The sequence below is a fragment of the Paenibacillus foliorum genome, assembly GCF_013141765.1.
Classification (GTDB): domain Bacteria; phylum Bacillota; class Bacilli; order Paenibacillales; family NBRC-103111; genus Paenibacillus_S; species Paenibacillus_S foliorum.
The window spans coordinates 29,407-54,698 of the sequence record NZ_WHOD01000119.1 but is presented as its reverse complement, the minus strand read 5'-3'; the positions used below and the strand labels follow the sequence as shown (position 1 = coordinate 54,698).

Sequence of the window (25,292 nt, the reverse complement as noted above, 5' to 3'; positions counted from 1 at the left end):
TCTACATGCTGCTGAAAAAGGCAAAGATTTTTCTGGAAATGATTAAAATTGAACATACGTTATTCGCGTTGCCCTTTGCTTTTATGGGAGCTATTCTGGGGTCTGTGGTAATATCGCAGCATCTTCCCAGCTGGGGACAAATTGGTTGGATACTTATGGCGATGGTCGGCGCGAGAAGTGCGGCTATGGGACTGAACCGTGTTATCGACAAGGTGTTTGATGGAAGGAATCCGAGAACTATTGCAAGAGCGATTCCTGCTGGATTAATTTCATCTAAAGAAGCTATCATATTCATTGTGATTTCCTTCACATTGCTCTTTTGGGCAACGGCCAACCTAAGCTCACTATCGATGAAACTACTGCCAATTGCAGTTTTTTTTCTTGTTTTCTACTCCTATACAAAACGTTTTACGTGGGCATGTCACATCATCCTAGGAATGACCATTGCACTCGCGCCTCTCGGGGGTTGGGTTGCGGTAACTAATGATATTTCTACGGCGGCTATCGTTTTCTATGTGTCCATTGCCTTTTGGGTGGCTGGCTTCGATATTATTTATTCCTGCCAGGATTATGAGATCGACAAAAAAGAAGGGCTGCATTCGATCCCTAAACGTTTTGGGATTGCTAATGCACTCCATATTGCTCGCTGGTTTCATATTGTAACTGCCATTGGATTCTTAACCTTATTTTATATTACGGACTTAAGCTGGATTTACTTAATTGGGATTATTTTTGCAAATGGGCTATTGTTTTATGAACATAAAATTGTGAATCCCCAAAACTTAAGCAAGCTGAACATCGCATTTTTTAATTTGAACTCTGTTTTGAGTATTGGAGTGTTTGTGTTTACATTCATCGATCTGGTGGTGCTGCCAAAATGAGCAAGCCTTGGGTGATAGGAATAACTGGGGCGAGCGGGGCTGCCTACGGTGTTCGATTATGCCGTTACTTGCTTTCGCAAGGAATGCATATTCATTTGCTCATAACGGATGCTGGTTGGAGAGTGCTTAAAGAAGAGCTTGGCTGGGATGTAACTAAACGCAAGGATACTTTGGAAGCCCAACTTGGGGGATATGGTACCGGAGCCTACCAGTATCATTCTATTCAGGATATTGGTGCCAGCACGGCCAGCGGCTCATTCCGTACGCATGGTATGGTTATTATTCCTTGTTCGATGGGGACTTTATCAGGAATTGCGAACGGGGCATCCGATAACCTCCTCGAAAGAACCGCTGATGTAATGCTGAAGGAAGGCAGACCTCTCATCATAGTGCCAAGGGAGACGCCTCTTCATGCCATTCATTTAGAAAATATGTTAAAGCTTTCCCGAATGGGCGTGCGTATTATTCCTGCTATGCCGGCCTTCTACCAAGGGCCTCAAACATTGGATGATATGATTGACTTTATGGTGGGCAAGGTACTGGATAATATGGATGTGGAACACGAATTGTATAAAAGATGGGGTATGTCGGATGAGCAGCACGTACAAGCCCGTTCGCATCGGGCGGATTGATTTTACAAACGTATGGCCTTTGTTTTACAACTTTCCGTTGGAGAGGTTTCAAGGAGAGGTTGAGTTTATAACACAAGTGCCTACTCAATTGAATGCGGCTATGGCTAAAGGAGAAATCGACATCGGTCCGATATCTTCGTTTTCTTACGGAGAGCATACAGATGATTATGTACTGTTGCCTAATATGTCGGTCAGTGCTCACAAACGAGTGAAATCCATCCTGTTGTTTCACCGCAAACCGCTAGAGGAATTATCCGGTGCTTCCATAGCCTTACCGACAACTTCTGCAACGTCAGTAAATCTGCTCAAAATTATTTTGCGTCGCTTCTATGAGGCGGAGCCTGAATATCATTATGACGCCCCAGTTCTGAAAGACATGCTGAAGTCTGCTGACGCGGCATTGCTTATAGGAGATCATGCTATTCGTGAAAGCTGGAAAGATAACGGCTTAATGGTTACAGACCTTGCAGAGGAATGGAATCGCTTGACAGGCCAATGGATGTCATTTGCAGTGTGTGCGATACGAAAGCAGCTGGTAGAAGAACGTCCTGAGCTGGTGAGCCGGATTTATAGAGCATTTATGGAAAGCAAAAGGGAATCGTTATCAGATTTATCCTCCATGGTTCGGGATGCACAAGGTTTGTTAGGAGGCACGGCTTCTTATTGGGAGCAGTATTTCTCCTCTTTAATTTATGAGTTCGGTCCTGAGCAGCAGGCTGGTTTAAAGCTTTATTACCGCTATGCGTGGGAATTGGGCTTTCTTAAGCAAGAGGCACCCATTCAATTATGGAACGATAAAACGCTGACACAGGTGACGGAATGAAGCTTATTGATTTATACGCAAAATTGAAAAAAGATATTTCCTATATAGAAAAAGAGCTGGAACGCTGCATAGATAATGACAATGCTCTACTGCGAGAAGCATCGCTTCATCTGTTGAAGGCAGGCGGAAAGAGAATTCGTCCTGTATATGTGCTGCTTGGTGCGAAATTCGGTACATATGACCTGGAACGTATCAAGCATGTGGCTGTATCCTTAGAGCTTATCCATATGGCCTCGTTAGTTCACGATGATGTTATTGATGATGCAACTACGCGGAGAGGGCAGCTTACAGTGAAGTCCAAGTGGGACAACAAGATTGCCATGTACACGGGAGACTATATTTTTGCTAAAGCTCTTAGTGTAGTTACGCAGCTGCCAAATCCAGTGATCCATCAGATTATGTCGAAGGCCATCGTGGAAATGAGTATCGGTGAAATGGAGCAAATACGTTTCTTCTTCAATTCAGATCAAACGGTGCGCGATTATTTGCTTAGAATTAAACGTAAGACCGCTTTGCTTATTGCTATCAGCTGCCAGCTTGGGGCTATCGCCTCTGGGGCAAGTGAAGAAATCTCCAGATGTTTATATACATACGGTTATAATGTGGGGATGGCGTTTCAAGTTCGAGATGATATACTTGACTTATGCGGAACGGAGAAGGAATTAGGCAAGCCTCCGGGGAGCGATATTCGTCAAGGTAATATATCCATTCCAGTCATTTTTGCCCTTCAGGATATTGAACTCAAGTCCGGCTTGTTGAAGGAGATCGCTCGCATTCAGCAATTTGATGGACAAACAGACATCAGTGATTTCCTGCGCTCAATCCGTAACAGCAGCGGAATAAAAAGAGCGGAGGATTTAGCCTCTCGTTATATTGATAAAGCAATCACCGCGCTGCAACCTTTACCAAATATCCAGGCAAAAAAAGACTTTATCGGTATCGCGCACTTTATAGGCAACAGGTCTTACTAACAGCTCTTATAAAATAAAAATAAGGAATAGGGGGAATTGAAGATGGAACGCACTTTTTTAATGGTTAAGCCTGATGGAGTACAACGGGGTTTGATTGGGGAAATTGTTAAACGGTTTGAGCAAAAGGGATTTCAATTGGTAGGAGCTAAGCTAGTTCAAATATCGAGGCAGCAAGCGGAATTGCACTACCAAGAGCATCTGGGAAAAGACTTTTTTGAAAGACTGGTTACATTTATCACTTCCGGCCCTGTATTTGCTATGGTTTGGCAGGGCGACGAAATTATTACGCTTTCTCGTACGATGATTGGAAAGACAAGTGCACTGGATGCAGCACCAGGAACTATTCGGGGGGACTACGCTGTCCACACTAATCTGAATTTGATACATGGATCGGATTCTCCGGCAAGCGCACAAAGAGAAATAGCCAATTTTTTCAGTGAGCAAGAACTGATTAGCTACAACAAGGCTGTACAAACGTGGATTTAAGGCGGGGTTAAGAGAATGGAAGATCAGGATTTTCTATTATTTATTAAAAAGGTTAAAGATTATACATCCATTGATCTTTCACAATATAAAGAAGCTCAAATGAAAAGGCGCCTTACGACTTTGAGGATGAAAAAAGGCTATAACACGTTCGTTTCCTTTTTCGATGCTATGACTAAGGACAAGGAACTGTTTTATGAGTTTTTGGATAGAATGACGATTAACGTTTCTGAGTTTTGGCGTAATCCTAATCGATGGCAGGTACTGGAACAAACCTTTTTTCCAGAGATGCTGCGCAAAAACAGGAAGCTGAAATGTTGGAGTGCAGCCTGTTCAACAGGTGAGGAGCCATACACTCTCGCAATGATTTTATCTGAGTTGAACGTGCTGAAGGATGCTCAATTATTGGCAACTGACATAGATGATGGTGCATTGGCAAAAGCTAAGAATGGCATTTATTCGGAGCGTTCTGTCAGAGACGTACCGTCAAACTATTTGAAAAAGTACTATAAACAGGAGAATCTGACCTATCTCATTTCCGATGAATTGAAGAAGGGCATCCGTTTTCAAAAGCAAAATTTGCTGACAGACACATTTGACACTCAGTTCGATCTGATTGTATGCAGAAATGTAATGATCTATTTTACTGAAGAGGCCAAACATCTGCTTTATCAAAAATTTGCAAACGCCCTTAAGCCTGGTGGCATCTTATTTGTAGGCAGTACAGAGCAAATTTTCTCACCGGGGCAATACCAGCTGGAAACGGCTGAAACGTTCTTTTACCGTAAAAAAGAGTAGTCTTCGCAGGTATGATTATTTCCATTGTTCCCCATACTAGTACCATTCGAAATAAGACTAAACTTACTGTCTGTGCAGCAGAAGGGCAGCTTATGATCAGGAGGAGCTCAGATGGACAAAAGGAAAGTGATCATGGCTTACAGAAGAGGTTTTATTACGATACAGGAATGCGCTCAGATTCTAGGTGTTGATTCGCTGCAGGTTATAGGTCTGGTAGATGATCCGGAGCCGGAGCCGAATAATAAGTCTCGTGCAGCTAAGAAGCATTCGGTCAATGGATAAAGATCAATTGAAACTGAAAGAAACTCGTAGAGATGCACCCGAGCAGCTTCCAAAGTTGTCAGGATGCCTCTTTTTTTTGTTGGAATAAGCTATAAGTTTATAGACCAGCATAGTACATACATAACGAACATCTTCTTCCTTTAAGGATTCGAATGGTGTTAACTTTGGATTATTGGGAATATATGACGTTAATTGTTGGGCATTTTCTTGTCAAACGGTGACACCTATACTATAATTAGCACATGAATTGAGTACATAAAAGCGTTAAAGTGCGTAAATGTTTTTTAGACAACGCAAACGGAATGTGCTTGCAGCAGTCAGCTGTGTTTTGGGATAGGATGAAAGGGGACAAACACGTGAGATATTTAACGGCAGGGGAAACACATGGTCCACAGCTAACTGGGATCATTGAAGGGTTTCCGAGCAATGTAACCATTGATTTTGAGGAAGTTAACTTTCAATTGGGTCGCCGTCAAAAAGGCTATGGCCGTGGAAGACGGATGCAAATTGAGAAAGACACCGCTAACATTGTAGGTGGAGTAAGACACGGTAAAACAACAGGTGCACCGATTGCTTTGGTTGTTGAAAATAATGACTGGAAGCATTGGACGTCTGTTATGAATATTGAGCCTATCGAAGGCAATGATGAAACCAAACGGAGAGTAAACCGCCCGCGTCCAGGTCATGCGGATTTGAATGGCGGCTTGAAATACAATCAAAGGGATCTGCGCAACATTTTGGAGCGCTCAAGTGCGAGAGAAACAACGATGCGTGTAGCAACAGGTGCGGTAGCGCGCCAGCTGCTGGCAGCATTCGGTATTAAAGTTGCAGGTCAAGTAATCCGTATTGGTGAAGTGGAAGTGGAACGGCAAGAGCTTCCGATTGATGAGCTAATTCGCATTACTGAGGAATCAGAGGTACGGGTAGTTGACAAGAATGCGGAAGCCAAGATGATCGCTGCTATCGATGCCGCTAAGGAAGAAGGCGACACGCTGGGCGGAATAGTAGAATGTATAATTGAAGGCGTGCCAACTGGACTCGGCAGCCATGTGCAATGGGATCGCAAATTGGACGGTCGTATAGCGCAAGCAGTTCTGTCCATCCAAGCATTTAAAGGCTGCGAAATCGGTATTGGATTTGAAGCGGCAAAGCTTAGAGGCTCTAAAGTACATGATGAAATTATGTATGAAGAGGATCGTGGTTTTTATCGTGCATCCAATCGAGCTGGCGGATTTGAAGGCGGTATGACAACGGGTGAGCCGATCGTCGTTCGTGGTGTTATGAAGCCGATTTCTACACTTTACAAAGCGCTGCAAAGCGTTGACATTGATTCGAAGGAAGCTTTTACTGCACAGGTTGAACGTTCTGATACTTGCGCTGTGCCTGCTGCAGGCGTAATCCTTGAGAATATCGTTGCTTGGGAAGTTGCTAATGCATTTCTTGAGAAGTTTGGCGGAGACTCTTTGGAAGAGATACGGAATAACTACAATAGTTATTTAGAGCAAATTAAGAACTACTAATTTCGGACGGTATGGGGTGCTGATACGAATGAAAGAACTAACAGTTGATTTAGGTGAGCGTTCGTACCCTATTTACATAGGGGAAGGCATCTTACAGCAAATCGGCGAACTTTTCGCCAAGCACGGCATTGGGAAAGGTTCACCTCTCCTCATAGTAACTGACTCTCATGTTGCTGAGCATCATCTCGGCGATGTTGTTAGCAGGCTGGAGGAAGCTGGGTACACTACTACCTCATATACGGTCTCGGCGGGCGAGAAGTCCAAATCGCTTAGCGTACTGGAGGATGTAGTGTCAGCAGCGCTTCAAGCAGGGCTTGACCGTAAATCGACAGTTGTTGCATTAGGTGGCGGCGTGGTAGGCGATCTTGCAGGCTTTGTAGCGGCTAGTTATATGAGGGGCATTCGCTTCGTGCAAATTCCAACTACAATCCTGGCGCATGACAGTAGTGTTGGCGGCAAGGTAGCAGTGAACCATCCGCTTGCCAAAAACATTATCGGTGCGTTCCACCAACCGGAACTGGTGCTGTATGATACGGCTACACTCCGGACGTTACCAGACCGTGAAGTAAAGGCTGGCTTGTCCGAGATGATCAAGCATGGCTTGATCTGGGATGCTGAGTTTACAGCTTGGCTGGAGGAAAATGCGCAGAAGCTAGTATCACTTGATCAAGAAGCTTTGCAGTATGGGTTATACTTTGGTTGTAAGGTGAAATCAATAGTGGTTTCGCAAGACGAAAAAGAAAATGGCCTTCGAGCTATCCTGAATCTGGGTCATACGATTGGACACGCTTTGGAGGCAGTGAGTGGATACAACAAGCTGCTTCATGGCGAGGCCATTTCTATCGGTATGGTAGGAGCAGCCAAATTGGCTATCAGACTTGGACACCCCGAGCATATTTACACCGTAACCAAACGGATTCTGCAAGCTTTCGGTCTGCCTGTTAGCGTACCGGCAGATTTGGACACGGATGCGATTATGAATGCTATGATGCATGACAAGAAGTTCAGTGAAGGCAATATGATATATATTATCCCTACTGAGATCGGTAAAGTAGAAATTAACAAAAATGTATCCGCGGCATGGGTGAGAGAAGTCGTGGAGCAACTGAAACAGGAGGTCTAGTTTATGTTTGTTCGGGGAATTCGCGGTGCAACTACAGTAGAACATAATGAGGAAAATGAGATTTTAACAGCAACGACCGAGCTGCTGAATCATATTATTGCAGAGAATAGCATTATTCCTGATGAAATTGCGAGTGTGTTCGTTACAGTAACAACTGACTTAACAGCAACTTTTCCAGCGCGTGCCATTCGTGCAATGGCTGGTTGGGAGTTGGTTCCATTGATGTGTTCCTTGGAAGTACCAGTTGCAGGCAGCTTGCCATTGTGTATCCGATTGATGGTAATGACTAACACAGAGAAAAAGCAGGATGAGATTGTACATGTGTACTTGAAAGAAGCCATGCGTTTACGTCCAGATTTATCGAAATTGACAAAAGCATAAACGCAATAGTATAGTATCAGTAGTGAGTTGCAAGATCAGTTGAGATGAGTAGAGTGAGCAAGACAGTTGAGCAGAGATGAGCCGAGTGAAACACCGTTCCCGTGCATGCCCGCAAAAAGTTGGGTTGTTCCAGCACTTTTATTTATTATTGCTATTTTGGCAATGGGAGCTGCGGTACGGTAATGATCATCTGCGAAACCACCTCTACTTTGACGTAGAGGTTTTTTTTATTTCATATAGCCCCATAGGGACGAAAGCGATCCCCCATATAACGTAGCTCGGTCACCATAGGGTGTCCAGAGGGCAGCAGCCCTCGGAGCTCTCCCTAGGGAAGAGTTAGGATGGGGGACGGACGAGAGGAGAATGAACATGTTCACACCGGAAGCTAAAGAAGTCATTCGGCTGTCTAAGCAGTACAATTTAATTCCCGTGGTACGTTCCATTATGGCTGATACTGAAACTCCGATCCGGGTATTTCAACACTTTTATCAGGAGAAACGGGCGTTTCTTTTGGAAAGTGTAGAAGGTGGATTAAAATGGGCTCGGTATTCTTTTATTGGTACGGATCCATTTCTGATGATTACAGCCAAAGACGGTGTGACTACAATCGAGAGACAAGACGGGAAGACAGTTACGAAACAAAAGCCGATTGAAGTGCTGAAAGGGTGCTTACGTACTTATTCGAGCCCTTCGTTGCCTGATTTGCCGAGATTTACGGGTGGAGCGGTAGGATTCTTTGGCTATGATCTGCTTCAATATTACGAAAAGCTTCCGGCGCATCGAGTTGATGATCTAGAGATGAACGACATTCAATTTATGTTTTGCGACCAGGTTATTGTTTTCGATCATTTTAAACAGCAGCTAAAGGTTATTGCTAATGTGCATGTTCCTCAGCATGGAACGGATGCAGATATAGTGGCCGCTTATGAAGCAACCTGCAAGAAAATCAATGAAACGATAGAACGTTTGAAACGTCCGCTTCCTGGTCTATCGATGTCCCAGCAGCCAATACCGGAGGATGTAGAGCTTGGTGAGATCCAATCGAATATGACGAAGGAACAATACATTGGCAATGTGGAAAAAGCTAAGGAATACATTCGTGCAGGCGATATTTTTCAAGTAGTGCTGTCTCAGCGTTTCGAGATCAAGACAGATGTTTCGCCACTTCATGTATACCGTATTTTGCGAACCTTAAACCCTTCACCTTATATGTATTGTCTAAAAATGGACGATGAAGTAATCGTGGGGACTTCACCTGAGCTGCTGGTGCGGGTGGAAGATGAGAAGGTAGACACACGACCGATTGCAGGGACAAGACCTCGCGGGAAAACTCCTGAGCAGGATGAGGCTTATGAGCAAGAGCTGCTGGCTGATGAGAAAGAACGAGCAGAACATTTAATGCTAGTTGATTTGGGACGTAATGATATCGGTCGTGTTTCCGAATTTGGAAGCGTGCATTGCGATACATTTATGCAGGTCGAACGATATTCCCATGTTATGCACATTGTTTCTAATGTGACGGGAAAGATCGCTAAAGACAAAGATTTCTTCGATGCTTTTATTTCTTGCTTACCTGCGGGGACTGTATCGGGAGCACCTAAGTTGAGAGCGATGCAGATTATTGCGGAGCTGGAAAATGAATTTCGTGGTGCGTATGGCGGCGCTATCGGTTACTTAGGTTTCTCGGGCAACATGGACACATGCATCACGATCCGCACTATCATTTTCAAAAATGGTAAAGCCTATGTTCAGGCAGGTGCAGGGATTGTGTGGGATTCCATTCCAGAGAATGAATACGAGGAAACAGTTAATAAAGCAAAAGGGATGCTTAAATCGATTCGCATCGCTGAGGCTGTGTTTGCTCGAAAATCATATGCTCATTCCGTGATCAACCACGATTATTACGAATAAATGAACCACTTCATGAGCTTTAACAGCCGTATCTGGCTGTAAGTATCCGTTTAAACGGTCAATGGGGACCCCTTAAACAAGCTCATTAAGTATTGAAAGCTGCTTAGTATATGGATGGGGAGGCAGTTATAAATGGATAATAAATTATCAATACAGCAGGCAATACAAAAAGTGATCTTAACTCAGCATTTAACACGATCTGAAGCTAATGAATTGATGTCCGGCATTATGGACGGATTAGCTTCACCGGCGCAAATCGGTGGTCTTCTAACCGTTCTTCGCATGAAGGGCGAAACGATTGAGGAAATTACTGGATTCGCCGAAGCTATGCGAGCAAAAGCAAATTTAGTTCAAACGGAGAAAAACGATCTGCTTGATACATGCGGTACCGGTGGAGATGGTGCAGACACGTTTAATATTTCCACTACAGCCGCTATTGTGGCTGCTGCTGGGGGGATTCGTGTAGCTAAGCATGGCAACCGCGCGATGTCGAGCAAAAGCGGAAGTGCTGATGTGTTAGAAGCTTTGGGAGTTAATATTACGCTTGACAACCAACAGGCAGCACAATGTTTAGAGCAGGCAGGTATCTGCTTTATGTTCGCACAGCTGTATCACCAATCGATGAAGCACGCAGCTGCTCCCCGCAAGGAGCTTGGTATACGCACCGTATTCAACCTCTTGGGTCCGTTAACCAATCCTGCAGGCGCAGATCGTCAAGTGCTTGGAATTTTCGATCGCGGCAAGACGGAAACTATCGCTCATGTCATGCAAGCATTGAATGTAAAAAGATCGCTTGTAGTGGCGAGTTATGACGGTTTAGATGAAATCAGCATCTCGGATGCAACGCAGGTGACAGAGTTAAAGAATGGTGAGATTACCACTTATGATGTGACTCCTGATTTACTCGGGCTGCGTTCCTATGATATAAAGGAAGTGGTCGGCGGAGGTCCTGTTATAAATGCGGAAATTATTCGTAATATTTTTCGCGGTGAACCAGGGGCATGCCGTGACATTGTTCTGGCGAACGCTGGCGCATGCTTCTATGTAACAGGTATAAGTGCTACCCTTCAGGAGGGTGTTAAATATGCGGCTCATGTGATTGATTCGGGGAAAGCCGCGGCCAAGCTGCAACAACTAGTCCAATGTACGGGAGAAATCAGCCATGTTTCTAGATAAAATAGTAGCTACTAAGACGCAAGAGGTTTCGGCATTACAGAGCAGAATCAGTTTGGCGGAGATGGAGCAGGGTATCGCTTCCCTGCCTGCATGTCTTGGGTTTGAGAAGGCATTATTGGCAAAGGGCCGCAATCGTACTATGGGACTTATTGCCGAGGTGAAAAAGGCTTCTCCGTCCAAAGGATTGATTCGTGAGGATTTTGATCCAGTCAGCTTAGCACAAGCCTATGAAGCTGCGGGAACGGATTGCATCTCTGTATTAACTGATGTGGATTATTTTCAAGGTTCGAATGATTATTTGAGTTTGGTAAGACGTTCTGTTGGAGTCCCGATTCTACGTAAAGATTTCACTATTGATCTGCACCAAATCTATGAAGCTCGCTTAATTGGGGCTGATGCTATTCTGCTTATTGCTGCTATTTTGACCACTGCACAGTTGAAGGAATTTTCAGAGGCGGCCAAAAGAATCGGATTAGATGTGTTGATCGAGGTTCATGATAAAGAAGAGCTTGATCGAGTATTGGATTTAGACGCACCTTCTTTAATCGGAATTAATAACCGCAATCTAAAAACGTTTGTAACTGATTTGAAAACGACGGAAGAGCTAATAGCGCATATTCCTAAGGGCGTGACCGTTGTAAGCGAAAGCGGTATATCACAGCCATCTGAGATTGCTTACTTACAGTCCATTGGAGCTGAAGCTGTTCTGATCGGTGAGCATTTCATGCGTCAGCCGGTTGTAGAGCAAGCTGTGTATGATTTAATGGGGCTTCCTGCTGTAAAGGAGCTGTGAGTCGGGCATGAGTAGTACTGTGAAAATATGCGGGCTTCAGCAGCCGGATATGGTGAAGGCTATTTTGCATTTACCGATTGATTATATCGGTTTTTTATTTGCTAAGAGTAAGCGCCAGGTTACGGCGCAGCAGGCGAGAGCGATGATTCAAGTACTGACTGACAATCGCCGGGACGGAGAGCAGGTTCCACTAACGGTTGGAGTCTTCGTTAATCCTGGGCTTACTGAGCTTGCTGAAGTGATGGTGGAGGCACCGCTAGATGTGATTCAACTGCATGGGCAAGAAAGCCCAGCATACTGTCGTAGTGTGAAGGAAGCCTTCCCTTACGTGAAGGTGTGGAAAGTCATTTCGGTAACACAAGTGCAGTTGCAGCACCAAAGTATCGGTTCGGCACCATTATCTCCATTAAACGAAGTTCCGATTGACTATAATATTGCTGCTTATTCTGTTGCGGCTTTGTTGGACCCTTACCTGGGTTCAGTTGACGGAATACTGTTAGATACATTTGACCCCGTATATGGTGGGGGTTCTGGTAAGACATTTGCTTGGGACGCAATCCCTCCTTATCAGGCATGGTGTAGAGCTGCAGGAGTTCCGCTGCTCGTAGCTGGGGGCTTGCAAACGGATAATGTGGGTTCTCTGATAGATGGTTTTTCCCCTGATGGGATTGATGTGTCTAGTGGCGTGGAAACAAACGGAGTGAAAGATTTGCATAAAATAATCAGCTTTGTAGAGAGGGTGAAGCATCGTGTATAACGTACCTGATGAACAGGGGCGGTTTGGGAAATTTGGCGGACGCTATGTTCCTGAAACCTTAATGAGTGCTTTAATTGAATTGGAAGATGCCTATAAAAAGTATGTCAAGGAAGAGAAATTCCAGCAAGAGCTGAACTACTTGCTGCATCGTTATTCTGGTAGACCTACTTCGTTGTTCTATGCCGAGCGTTTAACTGCCCATTTAGGCGGGGCCAAGGTTTATTTAAAACGAGAAGATTTAAATCATACAGGCGCGCACAAAATTAACAATGCGTTGGGCCAAGGCTTATTAGCCAAAGCAATGGGCAAAAAGAAGCTAATAGCTGAAACCGGTGCTGGCCAGCATGGCGTGGCTACCGCTACGGTCGCCGCGCTTCTAGGTTACGAGTGTAAGGTGTTTATGGGTGAAGAAGATATGAAGCGTCAGCAGCTTAATGTTTTCCGTATGAACCTGCTCGGGACGGAAGTAGTTCCTGTAGTTTCTGGAACCAAAACGCTTAAGGACGCTTGTAACGAAACATTACGTTACTGGGTCAGCAACGTGGAGGACACCTTCTATATTCTTGGTTCAGCTACAGGGCCGCATCCTTATCCGATGATGGTTCGTGATTTCCAACGTATTATCGGTGATGAATCCCGTAGACAAATTCTTGAGCAAGAAGGCAAGCTGCCGGATGCGGTTATTGCTGCAGTTGGTGGAGGAAGCAATGCTATTGGAATTTTCTACCCGTTCGTAAGTGATGAGGGAGTACGTCTGATTGGTGCAGAAGCTGCTGGAAGAGGGATCGACACGAATGAGCATGCTGCTACGATGACTAAAGGCAGTCATGGCGTATTTCAAGGCTCTATGAGCTACCTGCTCCAGGATACCTATGGTCAAGTACAAGAGGCGCACTCAATCTCTGCTGGCCTCGATTATCCTGGTATTGGACCAGAACATGCTTATTTGAAGGATTCTAATCGTGCTGAATATTTCCCGATCACAGATAAGGAAGCATTGGACGCTTTGCAGCTACTTAGCCGAACAGAGGGAATTATTCCTGCTCTGGAAAGTGCTCATGCAATTGCTCAGGTTATGAAGGTAGCTCCGACAATGGCCAAGGATGAAATCATTGTCGTAAGCTTATCAGGACGCGGCGATAAAGACGTCGAAGCTATTATGAAATACTTGGGGGGTACGCCGAATGAATCGCATTGATAAGGCATTTGCCGATCTTAAAGGACAGAACAAGCCGGCATTTATTCCTTTTCTGACGATTGGCGATCCGGACTTACGGACCTCCATCGATATTATTAAACAACTGGAGCAATCTGGAGCCAGTATGGTAGAGCTGGGTGTTCCTTACTCGGATCCACTTGCGGATGGACCAGTCATTCAACGTTCCTCAGGGCGTGCATTGAAGAACAACCAGATTTCGATCAAGGATTGTATAGAAGCTGCACGTCAAGCTAGAAGTGAGGGCTGCGAGCTTCCGTTCATACTTTTTACTTATTACAACCCAGTGCTCCAGCTTGGACTCGATAAAATCTTCGGTTTACTGCAGGAGAGCGACATTAGTGGGATGATCATTCCTGATCTGCCTATGGAAGAGGATGCAGAAATGCGGATGCTGGCTGAGCAGCATGGTATCCATTTGATTCCTTTGGTAGCTCCGACTTCCAATGAACGGATTAAACGTATAGTATCCCGGGCATCAGGCTTTGTATATTGTGTATCTTCGCTAGGAGTTACAGGTACGAGATCACAGTTCCATAGCGGTATTGATGAATTTCTCGATACGGTGAAGCAGTCTACTACTCTCCCGATAGCAGTAGGCTTCGGTATTTCTACAAATGAACAATTTGCCCGATTTGCAAAAGTATGCGACGGTGTTGTTGTAGGAAGCGCTCTTGTCCGTCAGGTTGAGGATGTGCTCCCTTTGTTTGAGAAAGAGGCTACACGTTCACAAGCACTTATACAAATTGACCAATTTGTGCGGAATCTTATTCAGTAGGCTCATAATTTAACAAACCTCCTCATTACACAATCGATAGATAATGGGGGGGCTTGTTTTTATATTCGGCTTTGTTGCATAACGACTACTAATAAAAATAATGAAACAGACTGGTAACTATGGTATAGATAAGTTAAAATAGTGTTTACGTCTTACATAACGATGTGGCACTTTTTATAAAGCAATCGATAACATGGATGTTCCAACTATTTGAATGGGGTGACCTGCGTGCAGCCAAAGAAAAATATTGTCCACCTGCCGGTGTATAAGCCAGGCAAACCGATGGAAGAAGTAAAGCGCGAGCTAGGACTATCTGAAGTCATTAAATTAGCATCCAATGAGAATCCATTCGGCTGTTCTCCTAAAGCCAAAGAAGCAATTATCGCTCATGTTGATCAAGCAAGTATTTATCCAGACGGCGGTGCCGTAGAATTAACAGCGGCGGTTGCTGAGTATTTCAAGGTTCAAACTAATCAAGTCATTTTCGGAGCGGGCTCAGATGAAATTATTTTGATGCTGGCTCGGGCTTATTTTGAACCTGGTGACGAAACCATTATGGCTACCACAACCTTCCCGCAATATAAACACAATGCTGAAATTGAAGGTGCTATTTGTATCGAAGTACCTTTAAAGGATGGCACACATGATCTAGAAGCTATGCTGGGTGCAATTACAGAGCGAACCAAGATCCTCTGGCTGTGCAATCCCAATAATCCTACAGGCACAATGAATACAGATCAGGAAGTTTCTGATTTTCTGAAAAAAGTACCTGCACACGTTCTGGTTGTGTTGGATGAGGCTTATGCCGAGTACAATGTGAGTGGACTTTACCCAGACAGTATTGGCTTGGTGAATCAATACAAGAATGTTATTATACTTCGGACTTTCTCGAAAATTTACGGATTGGCATCTTTACGTATCGGATATGGTATAGCACATGCTGATGTAATTCGCTCTGTTAATCAAGTTCGTGAGCCATTTAATACGACAGGGTTTGCTCAGAAGGCTGCTCTTGCAGCATTGAAGGACGAGCAGTTTATCAATGATTGCCGTGAGGCCAATGCGAAGGGTATTGTATATTTATCAGCGCAGTTTGATCGAATGAAGCTGAGCTACTATCCAGCCCATGGCAACTTCATGATGGTCGATGTTCAGCGTCCAGGCGGACAAGTATATGATTCCTTGCTTCGTAAAGGTTTAATTGTACGTCATGACCCAGGTTGGAAGCTGCCGACGATGATTCGAGTTACAGTAGGAAGCCAGGATCAGAATGAAAAATTCATCGGCGCTCTTGAACATGCGCTAAATGAAGTAGCTGTAGAAGCATAGTTCGAGGGAGTCCGTTATTTTTTACGGATCATAACAAAATAGAAGGAACCTATTCATGACAAAAATCGCTATTTTCGGCGTTGGTTTGATAGGTGGTTCTCTGGCACTCTGCTTTAAGGGGAAGCCGGGAATAACCGTAGTCGGCCACTCCAATAATCCGCAATCCGTTGACAGATATTTAAAACGCCAGGTTGTTGATCAAGCCACGACCTCGATGGAGGAAGCGGCGGCTGATGCAGATTTTATCTTTTTGTGCGGCCCCGTAGGCATTTTAGAAGAGTATTTAATTAAACTTTCTAAGCTGCAATTAAAACCAGGCTGCATCATATCGGATGTAGGCAGTACGAAAGCCTCAGTGGCAGCCAGTGCAGCTAAGCTGGATCTTGACCATGTGTATTTTATCGGTGGACATCCAATGGCAGGCAAAGAAAAATCGGGTGTGGAGGCAGCAACCTCTCATCTGTTTGAAAATGCATTCTACGTACTTACACCGAGTGCAGCCGTGCCAGAAGAGAGCTACCGACGTTTAGAGGAGCTTCTTGAATGGACCCGAGCGATTCTGATTAAAGTCGACGCAGTACTGCATGATGAAGTGGTTGGTGCAATCAGTCATTTACCGCATATTATTGCTGTCGCTCTTGTAAATCAAATCGCTGCCTATAATGAAAATAACCATTTGTATCAGGACCTGGCTGCTGGTGGTTTCAGGGATATTACCCGGATTGCATCTGGTGATCCCATCATGTGGCGGGATATCCTAATCAACAACAGGGACGTTATGCTTAAACTGCTCGCCGATTGGAATGAGGAAGTAGCTCGTTTCATTAAGCTGCTCCAGGATCAGGATGGCATTGAAATTGAGAAGCAGTTTCAGAAGGCAGGAGAATTTCGAAGCAGCTTGCCTGAGCGCCGCAAAGGGGTATTAACCTCGGTATACGAAATTTATGTGGATGTTCCGGATCATCCAGGAATTATTGGGCAGATTACGATGCTCCTCGGTAACCAACGGATTAATTTGAGCAACATTCATATTATCGAAAGCCGAGAAGATACTCCTGGCGTTTTAAGACTATCGTTCCGGGAAGAATGCCATATGGACAGAGCACTAGAACTGTTAAAACAGGAGAATTACACGGTTCACGTGTAATTCTTTTGTTTTTCCCACAAGAAGTTAAGCGTTTTCAAAAAAAGCATTGACATTTTGAAAACGTATACATATAATAAAAGTACAGTATGGTTTCTCTCCACTCCTATCCGAATCCTGTGCACTCTGTGCAGCCACCTTAGTTATAAGGTGGATTTTTTTTGTCCTTTTTTTATTTGTGTTTAACCCTTAGAAGGTTCGATACATTTAATACAGGAGTATGCATGATATCTTCCTGAATATGGACTCGAATAAAAGTTCTCTTATTCTCTCTGATCTCGTACACTAATAGTAGTAAGATTATACACCTTTTATTGGAAATTACTCTGAAAGATGTCGATTAGGCAGGAATTGTGCCGTTTTTACCGAATGATAATAACTATGCATTAAATATTCTTGAATTATTTTAAAAATAAGCGCAACTTTTTTACTCCCAACCAGTAAAACTTGTTAGAATCACTGGGAGTAAGCTAGGAATCACAAGGAGGGTCGTAGTGAATGACCGATTCCCAGTTGATCAGAGAGATCAAAGATGGTAACGTCCAACTATATGACGATTTAATGCGTCGCTATGAACGTAAAATATTGGCCTTTATTTATCATATGTTAAAAAGCGCAAAGATGGAGTCTCATGCTGAGGATTTGTGTAACGAGACATTTTATAAAGCCTACCGCAGCCTGCATTCCTTTCGAGAAGTTGAAGCGACTTTTTCGACATGGTTATATACAATTGCCAGAAATACAGTTTTGAGCGAACTGCGTAAAAATAAAAGCAATAATGTGTCTTTGGATCAAAGCGGACATGAGCCTCACGCAGGATTAGATGCTATGCCTGAGATGAGTGCGCTGCGCAATGAGAAAGTTTCGATGGTTCGCGATGCAATAAATAATCTTCCTGAAAAACAAAGGTCTGCCCTCATTCTGCGTGAATATGACCAGCTGGATTACCAGGAAATTGCGAATATCCTTGGGCAAACCGTGAGTTCGGTTAAATCCTTATTGTTCAGGGCGAGAGCTAGCGTAAAGCTCCAGTTGGAACCATACTTTCTTGATCCAATTTTTGAGGAGTATGAAGGGATGAATCGATGATGAAATGTGAAGAAATACAGGAATTGTTCGGCGTCTACTGGGACCTGCCGGAGCATGATTTAAAAAGACAACGCGTTGATGAGCATATAAAGCATTGTGAGAGCTGTCAAGCTGAGTTCGAAATGTGGCAGGAGAGTACGGAATTAATCAAATCAGCCGCTGTATCTGGTGAGTATTCGGATCAGTCAACTCCAATATCGCGAAGCGTTATGAATCGCATCTATGAAGAAGAGGGCTGGAGAGTACCTATTGCAGATCGATTATACGCAATATCATTTAAACTCCGCAGAAACATTACGGCTGCAATAGCATTCTGCTTGGCTTTGTTTATATTTTCTTTTATTTACTCCATTACTCATCAATCAACAGCAGGGGAAGTTGTAGCAGGTCATACAAATTCATCTGTTTTTGGACGGATTGGAGATCCGGTAGTAATTGCCGCCAGTAAGACGGAATCGCTGAATGTTCATACTATGCCATCCGCAGTAGCCAGTCTTAAGGGTTTTAATGAGCCATTTATGTATCAGGTTGGACCTATTCATACGTATCAGGATTACATGCTATTCTTATCATTGCTTGGCTTGACTTGCACATTGCTTGTAATGAATTGGTTATCCAGGACAAAATCATAGGCAATAAAGTCCCCCTAACTAGGGGTCTTTTTATCTCAAGAACTTGAAAGCGAGCGGAGACTTCATGATTACAATTGGTTTAATACGGCATGGCACGACGGAATGGAATTTAGTAGGCCGAATGCAGGGACAAATGGACACGGATTTAGCAGAGGTTGGACGTCTTCAAGCCGAGCGGCTGGGTGAACGATTAAAATCGGAAACATGGGATGGAATCATGTCCAGTGATTTAATCCGAGCTAAACAGACGGCGCAGACTATTTCTGAAAAGACAGGTACTCCTCTATGGGGATTGGATTCTAGGTTAAGAGAACGACATTTCGGTCAACTGGAAGGTACCACACTAGACGATCGGCTTAATCGCTGGGGTGAAGGTTGGAGAGAGCTAGATCTTGGTATGGAAAGCGATGAAGATTTACTCGCAAGGTGGTTCTCCTTTCTGAAAGATCTAGAGTCGCAGCATAGGAGTAAGAAAGTGTTGATTGTTAGTCATGGTGGGTATATTGCTCCTGTGCTTGAACATTTAATGGGCAAACCAGTTGAATCTCATTTGAGCAATACATCATTAACTGTAATAAAGCGTGATGTATCAATATGGAATTGTTTGTTGTTGAATTGTACGGCCCATTTGAATGATTTGTAGATCTGAATGGGTGAATGGGAGCATTATACATAAAAGCAAAGAGATACCGGAACCAGATGTTCCGGTATCTCTTTGCTTTTGTGTGCATTGCAGGTGATTGCGCAACCAGTACTTCCGTTATTATTCTCTACTTCCGTGATTATTGCCTTGAAAGTAGATGTTAGTGTTGTTTCTAAAACTTATCTACTTAAAGGGATTATATCAGATTTCCTTGTCGGTTATTCTGAGTTCGTTTTTCAAGAAAAGTTTTTCAAACTGTGTTTAAATTCAGCACAACTTCCAATAATGGTATTAAGCGTGTACGGGAGGTATAGTTCCATGAATTTAGCGGATATGTTAAGTTATGCGGATATTCACGACTTGGGTCGAATTGCCACTACGTACAATTGTGAATGCAACGGCCACTCCAAAAATGAGTTGATACAATCAATCCTATCCACAATAACTCGTAGAGAAGTATTTGAACAGCATGTAGTTGAACTCTCCATAGAAGACGTTCGTTTTTTGAACTCTCTTATTTTTGATAAAAGAGGTTCATTCAGTCTAGAGGAGCTTGTAGCTCGTGTTCAGCAAAGCCGGTTTGTTAAAGAAGAGGATGATGGCTGGAATCCGAGAGACATGATTACCCGCTTTAAACAACGTGGATGGTTATTTAACGGATATTCTCGAGACACTCGTTATTTGTTTCAGGTTCCAGCGGATTTAAAGAAAAGGTTTGGTGATGCTCTTGGCAAGCAGCTTCAGCAGCATCTTGATATATCCGATGAACCAGGCGTATATCGCGATGAGCAAAAGCTGATTATTGAAGATATCTATCATTTCCTTCACTTTGTAGGGCAGCAGGAAACCGTACTGACCGCAGAAAACTACATGTATAAGCGTTATTTGCTGCAGGTGCTGGATCGACTTTCTGTTAAAGAAGATTTGGTAGGTAAAACAGCATGGCGTTTTGGCTATGGACGTATGTTCAAGGAATACCCAAACCGCTTTTCGTTTATTTATGATTACTGTTATTTTGAGGATCTAATTACAGAGCATAATCAAGTACTGGCTTTGAGTGAGAAGGGAAGAGAAAGAGTTGCTAACTCACAAAAGGAAGATTTGCTTCAAGTGTATCGCTTTTGGTTAAGGTTGTATAAAGGAGCCATTCCCAACCTGCAGTCGATTGCTCAATGGTTGGAAAGACTCACGAAAACATGGGCGACTGTTGATTCTGTCAAAACCGCTTTGGTTCCATTGATCAGACCTTTTTATTACGATAACCCAGATTCCATTCTGGAACAGCGTATCTTACAAATGATGATGCATTTGGGGTTAATCCGCATTGGTCAGCATGAGGAAAAAGGGACTGTCATTCAGTTGACTAAAATAGGTGGGCGTATTATACAGGGAATAAATGTGCCAGAGGAAGATCTTATCGTTTTGCCATTTGTCAAACTTTAAGAGGCTTGCTAAGATCACTCCACCAACTATTGGAATAAGGAGTGTTGGCCTGATGCTGCACAGTTATAACGGAACATTGCCACAAATACATCCAACCGTTTTTCTTGCGGCTGGTGTCCAAATTATTGGAGATGAAGTATCGGTTGGACATGGAGCCATAATCCATGGATGCCGTATAGGTAAAGGCACATTAATCGGTATGGGGGCTATTGTACTTAACGGCGCCGATGTTGGTGAATATGCTTTAGTAGGGGCAGGGTCTCTCGTTACGGAGAATAAGCAGCTTCCTTCCCATACTCTTTCACTGGGTTCTCCTGCAAAGGTAATACGTGAATTGATTGAAGCCGACTTGCAACGAATGCAGCGTACTATGGAAAGCTATTGTGTAAAAGGTAGCGAATACCGGCATCAAGTGAACCCTGGTAACACACTATTTTGAAGCTCGACCCAGCTGGAGGTAGATTCTATGGGCAAAATGAACGTTTCCAATGATATGATGCTGAGCTTGTTTGCCGAAATGGTACTTGATGAGTCTATACGCAAACATAGGGAGCAGTATTTGTACAAAGAGATTGATTTGGCTTTGGCCAAGGGAGATGAAGTCACGTTTCTAGCCCTCACCACAGAACTGAAATCGCTCTACACTCATGGAAAATAACTGGATGCTCTTGGGCCTTAGGTTGTGACATTTTAATGAAAGGCATATGAAGCTGGTTCATATGTCTTTTTTTCTGTGTTAAAGTACTACTAAGACATATACATACGAAGTAAGCTTCGCTAAAGCGAGACTCTAAGGAGGTTAGAAAAAGATGAAATTTAGTGATGTTTCGCAGAGTTCATGGCAGGAGCTACGTCCTTACGTGGATACCTGCTTATTGCCTGTTACCGGGTTAACCGGCTCGGAGAAGCCTTGGGAGGCCGTTCAAGCACTGGAGGAGCTAAGGGATGCTCTCGATTGCTTTGAAATACCATACAAAGGAAGGGTTTTGACCTATCCAGCCTACCATTATACGTTAGGCGAAGAAACAAGTCAGATGCTAAAGGTTGTGTGCAGTAATCTAAGAGCAAATGGATTTCGTTATATTGTGATCATTAGCGCAAAGTCGGAGCTCGAATCCTTATTGATGAACGAAGAAGCAGATTTGTTCTTCACGTTAACAAAAGAGCAGTTAAGTAATTCAATGCCAAGCGTTAAAGAACAAATCTCTAACCAGCTACAGCAATTATGGTTAAAAAAGATTGAAAGCTGACAAAGCAATGCGAGTGTAATAATCACAAGAGGATTATCAAGTGATACAGCTTGTGGTGTGTAACAATTGTAACAGGGATAGTTTGTGATGAGTGTATGTTCAGTGACATATTTGCTAATTCTATGTACAGGACAAACTAATTAATCCGAAGGGGCATATGTGACAATTTCGTTAAAAGTTACGCTTGGGACAAGCATTGGAGCCTTTAAAGAGAAGGCTATATTCTTGACGCACCCTAACTCGTAAGCTATTATTAGTAATGTCCTAGTATGTGTTGTAAAGTTATGTCGAACGACGTGATATATGTTGCAAAAGGGGGTAGAACGAGAATGAGTGAGCACAATAATCATGATGCGCAGCATCAAGGGGAAAAGCCTGTTAAACGTCGCGAGATGTCCCGCAGACAGTTTCTTTCTTATACCCTAGGGGGAGCAGGAGCATTCATGGGCGCTGGTATGATTGTTCCTATGCTTCGCTTTGCTATTGATCCGGTCCTTCAACCGAAATCGCAAGCGGCTTGGGTAAAAGTGGTCGAGGCTTCGAAGGTAACCGATGTACCGACTTCTTTCAAATTTAAAGTGCATCAAGTAGACGGCTGGTATGAGAGTGATCCAGAATTGGAAGCTTGGATTTCCAAGGATAAGGCTGGTAATTTGTTTGCCTTAAATCCAACCTGTAAACATCTTGGATGTACAGTTAACTGGAATGCAAGTCCGGAATACAAAGACCAGTACTATTGTCCATGTCACGGTGCACATTATACGGCAGACGGAAAAAACCTTGCTGTAGCGCCATTGCCTTTGGATCAGTACGAACTCAAAGTGGAAAACGGATTTGTTTACGTAGGACAGCTTGGTCCGAACAAGAGGGTATAAGGAGGCGTAAAATCTGATGTTTAAAAACATGTATAACTGGATTGATGAACGTCTAGATATCACGCCGATGTGGAGAGATGTGGCCGATCACGAAGTACCAGAACACGTGAATCCAGCCCACCATTTTTCCGCTTTTGTTTATTGTTTTGGCGGATTGACGTTTTTTATTACGGTTATTCAAATTCTCTCCGGTATGTTCTTGACAATGTACTACGTTCCGGACATTATCAATGCTTATGCGAGTGTTGACTACCTTCAGCATAAGGTGGCGTTTGGCGTCATCGTGCGTGGTATGCATCACTGGGGGGCGAGTTTGGTTATCGTTATGATGTTCTTACATACACTGCGCGTGTTCTTTACAGGTTCTTACAAGGCGCCGCGTGAAATGAACTGGGTTGTTGGTGTTCTGATTTTCTTTGTTATGTTGGGACTAGGTTTCACTGGTTACCTGCTTCCTTGGGATAACAAAGCTTATTTCGCAACACAAGTTGGTATCAAAATTGCCGCTTCGGTTCCGTATGCTGGTGATTACATCAAGACATTCCTTCAAGGTGGAGAAGTTGTAGGCGCACAAACCCTTACAAGATTCTTTGCTTTACACGTGTTCTTCTTGCCAGGCGCTTTGCTCGCCCTATTGGCTGGACACTTCTTTATGATTCGTAAACAAGGGATTTCTGGACCGCTATAAAAGAAAGCAAGGAGGTGCATCAATAGTGGCACATGGTCATAAGCCTGATGAGAAAATTGTTTATGTTGGGGATACCCGCGTACGTGCTAAAACCTCACGTTTGCCTCAACCGGATTTTTCAGCCTATCCCGGAAAGTCGGAAGTATTTATTCCTAACTTCCTATTAAAAGAGTGGATGGTTGCTGTTGTTTGTCTAGTTGGTATATTGGTATTGGTTATGTCCGAGGCTGCTCCGCTTGGCTATCCGGCTGATCCGACTAATACAGCGTTTATTCCAATGCCTGACTGGTACTTCTTATTTATGTACCAGTTGCTTAAATATCCTTATGCTTCCGATAAATTCGTTGTATTTGGTACGGTTATTGTTCCTGGAATTTTGTTCGGAGGACTGATGCTGGCACCATTCCTCGATACGGGTAAGGAAAGACGTTTTTATAAACGTCCTATTACTACAGCTTTGATGCTTTTAAGCTTAGTGGCTATTACTTACTTAACTGTAGTTTCGTGGTCTCACTATCAGCATGAATTGAAAGAAAAGAACATTATTCCTGAGCATATCAAGCGTGAACAAGAGATGCATGCAGGTAAAGGTGACAGCGGTGGCGGCGCAGCTAAGAAGCCTGCTGCTGCAGCAGCAATTGTTGCTGCTGATGATCCGGCTGCTGAGATCTATAAAAAATCGACTTGTCTTCAATGTCATGGCGGCGAGTTAAAAGGTATGCCATCTTCCGGTATCCCAGCTTTACGTGGTGTGGGCGACAAGCACAGTAAAGATGAGATTATGGGAATCATCAAAAAAGGCCAAGGCAATATGGGCGCCCAGTATGATGCGAACATTGCAAAAGGCTTAACTGATGCAGATATCAATAAACTTGCAGAATGGTTAGGCAAGCAAAAAGCACAATAATTTATGGACCTGACCGTACGATCGGTCAGGTTTTTTTCTTTAATTAGAAGTCATACGGGAGGAATCTCTTTTGTTGAGCATGTCTTTTAAGACGTATTTTTCGAAGGCATTTTTATCAAGCCGCTTTATGCTATGGAGCTTGTTTTGGATCAATTTGCTAGGTACGATCTATGGATATCAGTGGTACTGGAAGCAAATGACTTTTACAGCTGAAACGATGTCCTCTGCTTATCTTCCTTTTGTACCTGATAGTCCTACTGCCAGTTTATTTTTTACTGGGGCTATTGGATTTCTATTGGTGGATTCGTACCGAAAACAGAGTGCTCAACCCAGCAATGGATGGATTCGAGGGATAGTTGAGGCATTTGCAGTAATCACCTCCTTCAAATATGGAATATGGGCTGTGAGCATGATATGGGCAGGAGTTTATCAAGGGGATTCTCTTAATTGGCAGGATTGGATGCTAACGATCTCTCATCTGGGTATGGCTGCTGAGGCGCTTTTATATTTGCGATTATACACCTATCGTTCAATGTCCATTCTTGTTGTTGCGGCTTGGACCTTTCTGAATGATTATATGGACTATGGCTATGGAGTTTATCCGTGGCTGCCAGAATCGTTAGAGGACGATTTGTATGCTGTGGCAGCGTTTACAGTGGAGCTGAGCTTTGTGAGTGTAATAGTTGCGTATGTGATGATGAAGATACGCTTGATTTTGGCAAAGCGAGAGCTTTAAAACAGGTCTAAATATGGACATCCCCCCATAC

29 protein-coding genes are annotated in these 25,292 nt (G+C 43.6%); all 29 read left to right on the top strand.

The features are described 5' to 3' along the window. The first annotated feature begins 8 nt into the window (after positions 1 to 8). Positions 9 to 881 carry a UbiA-like polyprenyltransferase gene (locus GC093_RS31000; protein WP_171655941.1) on the top strand — a complete coding sequence of 291 codons (873 nt, stop codon included), beginning with the start codon at positions 9 to 11 and terminating at the stop codon, positions 879 to 881. Then, on the top strand, positions 878 to 1,513 hold the full coding sequence (locus tag GC093_RS30995) for a UbiX family flavin prenyltransferase (protein WP_171655813.1): 636 nt from the start codon (positions 878 to 880) through the stop codon (positions 1,511 to 1,513). Before GC093_RS31000 ends, GC093_RS30995 begins: the two co-directional genes overlap by 4 nt. Beyond that, entirely contained in the window at positions 1,473 to 2,336 is an 864-nt protein-coding gene (locus GC093_RS30990) for a menaquinone biosynthesis protein (protein ID WP_171655812.1), read from the top strand. The genes GC093_RS30995 and GC093_RS30990 overlap by 41 nt, the downstream gene beginning before the upstream one ends. Then, the gene (gene hepT, locus GC093_RS30985) at positions 2,333 to 3,307 is read left to right on the top strand and encodes a heptaprenyl diphosphate synthase component II (protein ID WP_171655811.1); all 975 of its coding nucleotides are present in this window, start codon (positions 2,333 to 2,335) and stop codon (positions 3,305 to 3,307) included. Before GC093_RS30990 ends, hepT begins: the two co-directional genes overlap by 4 nt. Before the next feature lie 42 nt (positions 3,308 to 3,349). Then, positions 3,350 to 3,793 (top strand): nucleoside-diphosphate kinase, encoded by a 444-nt coding sequence (gene ndk, locus GC093_RS30980; RefSeq protein WP_171655810.1) that lies wholly within the window; start codon positions 3,350 to 3,352, stop codon positions 3,791 to 3,793. Positions 3,794 to 3,808: 15 nt separating this feature from the next. Beyond that, entirely contained in the window at positions 3,809 to 4,588 is a 780-nt protein-coding gene (locus GC093_RS30975; RefSeq protein ID WP_171655809.1) for a CheR family methyltransferase, read from the top strand. 111 nt (positions 4,589 to 4,699) lie between these two features. Then, positions 4,700 to 4,870: a hypothetical protein gene (locus tag GC093_RS30970; RefSeq protein ID WP_171655808.1), complete on the top strand. Its 171-nt coding sequence runs from the start codon at positions 4,700 to 4,702 to the stop codon at positions 4,868 to 4,870. 356 nt (positions 4,871 to 5,226) lie between these two features. Further along, positions 5,227 to 6,390, top strand: a complete 1,164-nt coding sequence (gene aroC / locus GC093_RS30965; protein ID WP_171655807.1) for a chorismate synthase — start codon at positions 5,227 to 5,229, stop codon at positions 6,388 to 6,390. 28 nt (positions 6,391 to 6,418) lie between these two features. Beyond that, positions 6,419 to 7,513: a 3-dehydroquinate synthase gene (aroB, locus tag GC093_RS30960; RefSeq protein WP_171655806.1), complete on the top strand. Its 1,095-nt coding sequence runs from the start codon at positions 6,419 to 6,421 to the stop codon at positions 7,511 to 7,513. 3 nt (positions 7,514 to 7,516) lie between these two features. After that, positions 7,517 to 7,894, top strand: a complete 378-nt coding sequence (gene aroH / locus GC093_RS30955) for a chorismate mutase (RefSeq protein ID WP_171655805.1) — start codon at positions 7,517 to 7,519, stop codon at positions 7,892 to 7,894. A gap of 369 nt (positions 7,895 to 8,263) precedes the next feature. Beyond that, on the top strand, positions 8,264 to 9,805 hold the full coding sequence (gene trpE, locus GC093_RS30950; RefSeq protein ID WP_171655804.1) for an anthranilate synthase component I: 1,542 nt from the start codon (positions 8,264 to 8,266) through the stop codon (positions 9,803 to 9,805). Between the two features lie 132 nt (positions 9,806 to 9,937). Beyond that, positions 9,938 to 10,981, top strand: coding sequence for an anthranilate phosphoribosyltransferase (gene trpD, locus GC093_RS30945; RefSeq protein ID WP_171655803.1), 1,044 nt, complete (start codon positions 9,938 to 9,940; stop codon positions 10,979 to 10,981). Then, positions 10,968 to 11,774 carry an indole-3-glycerol phosphate synthase TrpC gene (gene trpC, locus GC093_RS30940; protein WP_171655802.1) on the top strand — a complete coding sequence of 269 codons (807 nt, stop codon included), beginning with the start codon at positions 10,968 to 10,970 and terminating at the stop codon, positions 11,772 to 11,774. Before trpD ends, trpC begins: the two co-directional genes overlap by 14 nt. Positions 11,775 to 11,781: 7 nt before the next feature. Next, positions 11,782 to 12,531, top strand: a complete 750-nt coding sequence (locus GC093_RS30935; protein ID WP_171655801.1) for a phosphoribosylanthranilate isomerase — start codon at positions 11,782 to 11,784, stop codon at positions 12,529 to 12,531. Then, entirely contained in the window at positions 12,524 to 13,729 is a 1,206-nt protein-coding gene (gene trpB / locus GC093_RS30930; protein ID WP_171655800.1) for a tryptophan synthase subunit beta, read from the top strand. Before GC093_RS30935 ends, trpB begins: the two co-directional genes overlap by 8 nt. Beyond that, a complete protein-coding gene (trpA, locus tag GC093_RS30925; protein ID WP_171655799.1) occupies positions 13,716 to 14,525 on the top strand; it encodes a tryptophan synthase subunit alpha in 810 nt (269 codons plus the stop codon). Before trpB ends, trpA begins: the two co-directional genes overlap by 14 nt. Before the next feature lie 228 nt (positions 14,526 to 14,753). Then, on the top strand, positions 14,754 to 15,854 hold the full coding sequence (gene hisC, locus GC093_RS30920; RefSeq protein WP_171655798.1) for a histidinol-phosphate transaminase: 1,101 nt from the start codon (positions 14,754 to 14,756) through the stop codon (positions 15,852 to 15,854). A 55-nt stretch (positions 15,855 to 15,909) separates the two neighbouring features. After that, positions 15,910 to 17,001: a prephenate dehydrogenase gene (locus GC093_RS30915; protein ID WP_171655797.1), complete on the top strand. Its 1,092-nt coding sequence runs from the start codon at positions 15,910 to 15,912 to the stop codon at positions 16,999 to 17,001. A gap of 495 nt (positions 17,002 to 17,496) precedes the next feature. Next, entirely contained in the window at positions 17,497 to 18,087 is a 591-nt protein-coding gene (locus GC093_RS30910; RefSeq protein ID WP_171655796.1) for an RNA polymerase sigma factor, read from the top strand. Then, positions 18,084 to 18,719 carry an anti-sigma factor family protein gene (locus GC093_RS30905; RefSeq protein WP_246315724.1) on the top strand — a complete coding sequence of 212 codons (636 nt, stop codon included), beginning with the start codon at positions 18,084 to 18,086 and terminating at the stop codon, positions 18,717 to 18,719. Before GC093_RS30910 ends, GC093_RS30905 begins: the two co-directional genes overlap by 4 nt. Before the next feature lie 64 nt (positions 18,720 to 18,783). Next, on the top strand, positions 18,784 to 19,362 hold the full coding sequence (locus GC093_RS30900; protein ID WP_171655795.1) for a histidine phosphatase family protein: 579 nt from the start codon (positions 18,784 to 18,786) through the stop codon (positions 19,360 to 19,362). A 318-nt stretch (positions 19,363 to 19,680) separates the two neighbouring features. Beyond that, entirely contained in the window at positions 19,681 to 20,805 is a 1,125-nt protein-coding gene (locus tag GC093_RS30895; RefSeq protein ID WP_171655794.1) for a hypothetical protein, read from the top strand. A gap of 52 nt (positions 20,806 to 20,857) precedes the next feature. Continuing rightward, positions 20,858 to 21,244 carry a gamma carbonic anhydrase family protein gene (locus GC093_RS30890; protein ID WP_171655793.1) on the top strand — a complete coding sequence of 129 codons (387 nt, stop codon included), beginning with the start codon at positions 20,858 to 20,860 and terminating at the stop codon, positions 21,242 to 21,244. Between the two features lie 27 nt (positions 21,245 to 21,271). Further along, on the top strand, positions 21,272 to 21,463 hold the full coding sequence (locus GC093_RS30885; protein WP_171655792.1) for an IDEAL domain-containing protein: 192 nt from the start codon (positions 21,272 to 21,274) through the stop codon (positions 21,461 to 21,463). A 151-nt stretch (positions 21,464 to 21,614) separates the two neighbouring features. Next, positions 21,615 to 22,055 (top strand): DUF2487 family protein, encoded by a 441-nt coding sequence (locus tag GC093_RS30880; RefSeq protein ID WP_171655791.1) that lies wholly within the window; start codon positions 21,615 to 21,617, stop codon positions 22,053 to 22,055. 329 nt (positions 22,056 to 22,384) lie between these two features. Beyond that, positions 22,385 to 22,930, top strand: coding sequence for a QcrA and Rieske domain-containing protein (locus tag GC093_RS30875; RefSeq protein WP_171655790.1), 546 nt, complete (start codon positions 22,385 to 22,387; stop codon positions 22,928 to 22,930). 16 nt (positions 22,931 to 22,946) lie between these two features. Beyond that, on the top strand, positions 22,947 to 23,618 hold the full coding sequence (gene qcrB / locus GC093_RS30870) for a menaquinol-cytochrome c reductase cytochrome b subunit (protein WP_171655789.1): 672 nt from the start codon (positions 22,947 to 22,949) through the stop codon (positions 23,616 to 23,618). Positions 23,619 to 23,643: 25 nt separating this feature from the next. After that, positions 23,644 to 24,525 (top strand): c-type cytochrome, encoded by an 882-nt coding sequence (locus tag GC093_RS30865; protein ID WP_171655788.1) that lies wholly within the window; start codon positions 23,644 to 23,646, stop codon positions 24,523 to 24,525. A 79-nt stretch (positions 24,526 to 24,604) separates the two neighbouring features. Further along, a complete protein-coding gene (locus GC093_RS30860; RefSeq protein ID WP_171655939.1) occupies positions 24,605 to 25,261 on the top strand; it encodes a DUF1405 domain-containing protein in 657 nt (218 codons plus the stop codon). Positions 25,262 to 25,292 lie beyond the last annotated feature (31 nt).

Excerpts from the sequence above, each read along its gene's own strand:
- GC093_RS30995 (WP_171655813.1), top strand. The coding sequence starts at position 878 with ATGAGCAAGCCTTGGGTGATAGGAATAACTGGGGCGAGCGGGGCTGCC.
- GC093_RS30990 (WP_171655812.1), top strand. The coding sequence starts at position 1,473 with ATGAGCAGCACGTACAAGCCCGTTCGCATCGGGCGGATTGATTTTACA.
- hepT (WP_171655811.1), top strand. The coding sequence starts at position 2,333 with ATGAAGCTTATTGATTTATACGCAAAATTGAAAAAAGATATTTCCTAT.
- ndk (WP_171655810.1), top strand. The coding sequence starts at position 3,350 with ATGGAACGCACTTTTTTAATGGTTAAGCCTGATGGAGTACAACGGGGT.
- GC093_RS30975 (WP_171655809.1), top strand. The coding sequence starts at position 3,809 with ATGGAAGATCAGGATTTTCTATTATTTATTAAAAAGGTTAAAGATTAT.
- GC093_RS30970 (WP_171655808.1), top strand. The coding sequence starts at position 4,700 with ATGGACAAAAGGAAAGTGATCATGGCTTACAGAAGAGGTTTTATTACG.
- aroB (WP_171655806.1), top strand. The coding sequence starts at position 6,419 with ATGAAAGAACTAACAGTTGATTTAGGTGAGCGTTCGTACCCTATTTAC.
- aroH (WP_171655805.1), top strand. The coding sequence starts at position 7,517 with ATGTTTGTTCGGGGAATTCGCGGTGCAACTACAGTAGAACATAATGAG.
- trpE (WP_171655804.1), top strand. The coding sequence starts at position 8,264 with ATGTTCACACCGGAAGCTAAAGAAGTCATTCGGCTGTCTAAGCAGTAC.
- trpD (WP_171655803.1), top strand. The coding sequence starts at position 9,938 with ATGGATAATAAATTATCAATACAGCAGGCAATACAAAAAGTGATCTTA.
- trpC (WP_171655802.1), top strand. The coding sequence starts at position 10,968 with ATGTTTCTAGATAAAATAGTAGCTACTAAGACGCAAGAGGTTTCGGCA.
- GC093_RS30935 (WP_171655801.1), top strand. The coding sequence starts at position 11,782 with ATGAGTAGTACTGTGAAAATATGCGGGCTTCAGCAGCCGGATATGGTG.
- trpA (WP_171655799.1), top strand. The coding sequence starts at position 13,716 with ATGAATCGCATTGATAAGGCATTTGCCGATCTTAAAGGACAGAACAAG.
- GC093_RS30915 (WP_171655797.1), top strand. The coding sequence starts at position 15,910 with ATGACAAAAATCGCTATTTTCGGCGTTGGTTTGATAGGTGGTTCTCTG.
- GC093_RS30910 (WP_171655796.1), top strand. The coding sequence starts at position 17,497 with ATGACCGATTCCCAGTTGATCAGAGAGATCAAAGATGGTAACGTCCAA.
- GC093_RS30905 (WP_246315724.1), top strand. The coding sequence starts at position 18,084 with ATGATGAAATGTGAAGAAATACAGGAATTGTTCGGCGTCTACTGGGAC.
- GC093_RS30900 (WP_171655795.1), top strand. The coding sequence starts at position 18,784 with ATGATTACAATTGGTTTAATACGGCATGGCACGACGGAATGGAATTTA.
- GC093_RS30895 (WP_171655794.1), top strand. The coding sequence starts at position 19,681 with ATGAATTTAGCGGATATGTTAAGTTATGCGGATATTCACGACTTGGGT.
- GC093_RS30890 (WP_171655793.1), top strand. The coding sequence starts at position 20,858 with ATGCTGCACAGTTATAACGGAACATTGCCACAAATACATCCAACCGTT.
- GC093_RS30885 (WP_171655792.1), top strand. The coding sequence starts at position 21,272 with ATGGGCAAAATGAACGTTTCCAATGATATGATGCTGAGCTTGTTTGCC.
- GC093_RS30880 (WP_171655791.1), top strand. The coding sequence starts at position 21,615 with ATGAAATTTAGTGATGTTTCGCAGAGTTCATGGCAGGAGCTACGTCCT.
- GC093_RS30875 (WP_171655790.1), top strand. The coding sequence starts at position 22,385 with ATGAGTGAGCACAATAATCATGATGCGCAGCATCAAGGGGAAAAGCCT.
- qcrB (WP_171655789.1), top strand. The coding sequence starts at position 22,947 with ATGTTTAAAAACATGTATAACTGGATTGATGAACGTCTAGATATCACG.
- GC093_RS30860 (WP_171655939.1), top strand. The coding sequence starts at position 24,605 with ATGTCTTTTAAGACGTATTTTTCGAAGGCATTTTTATCAAGCCGCTTT.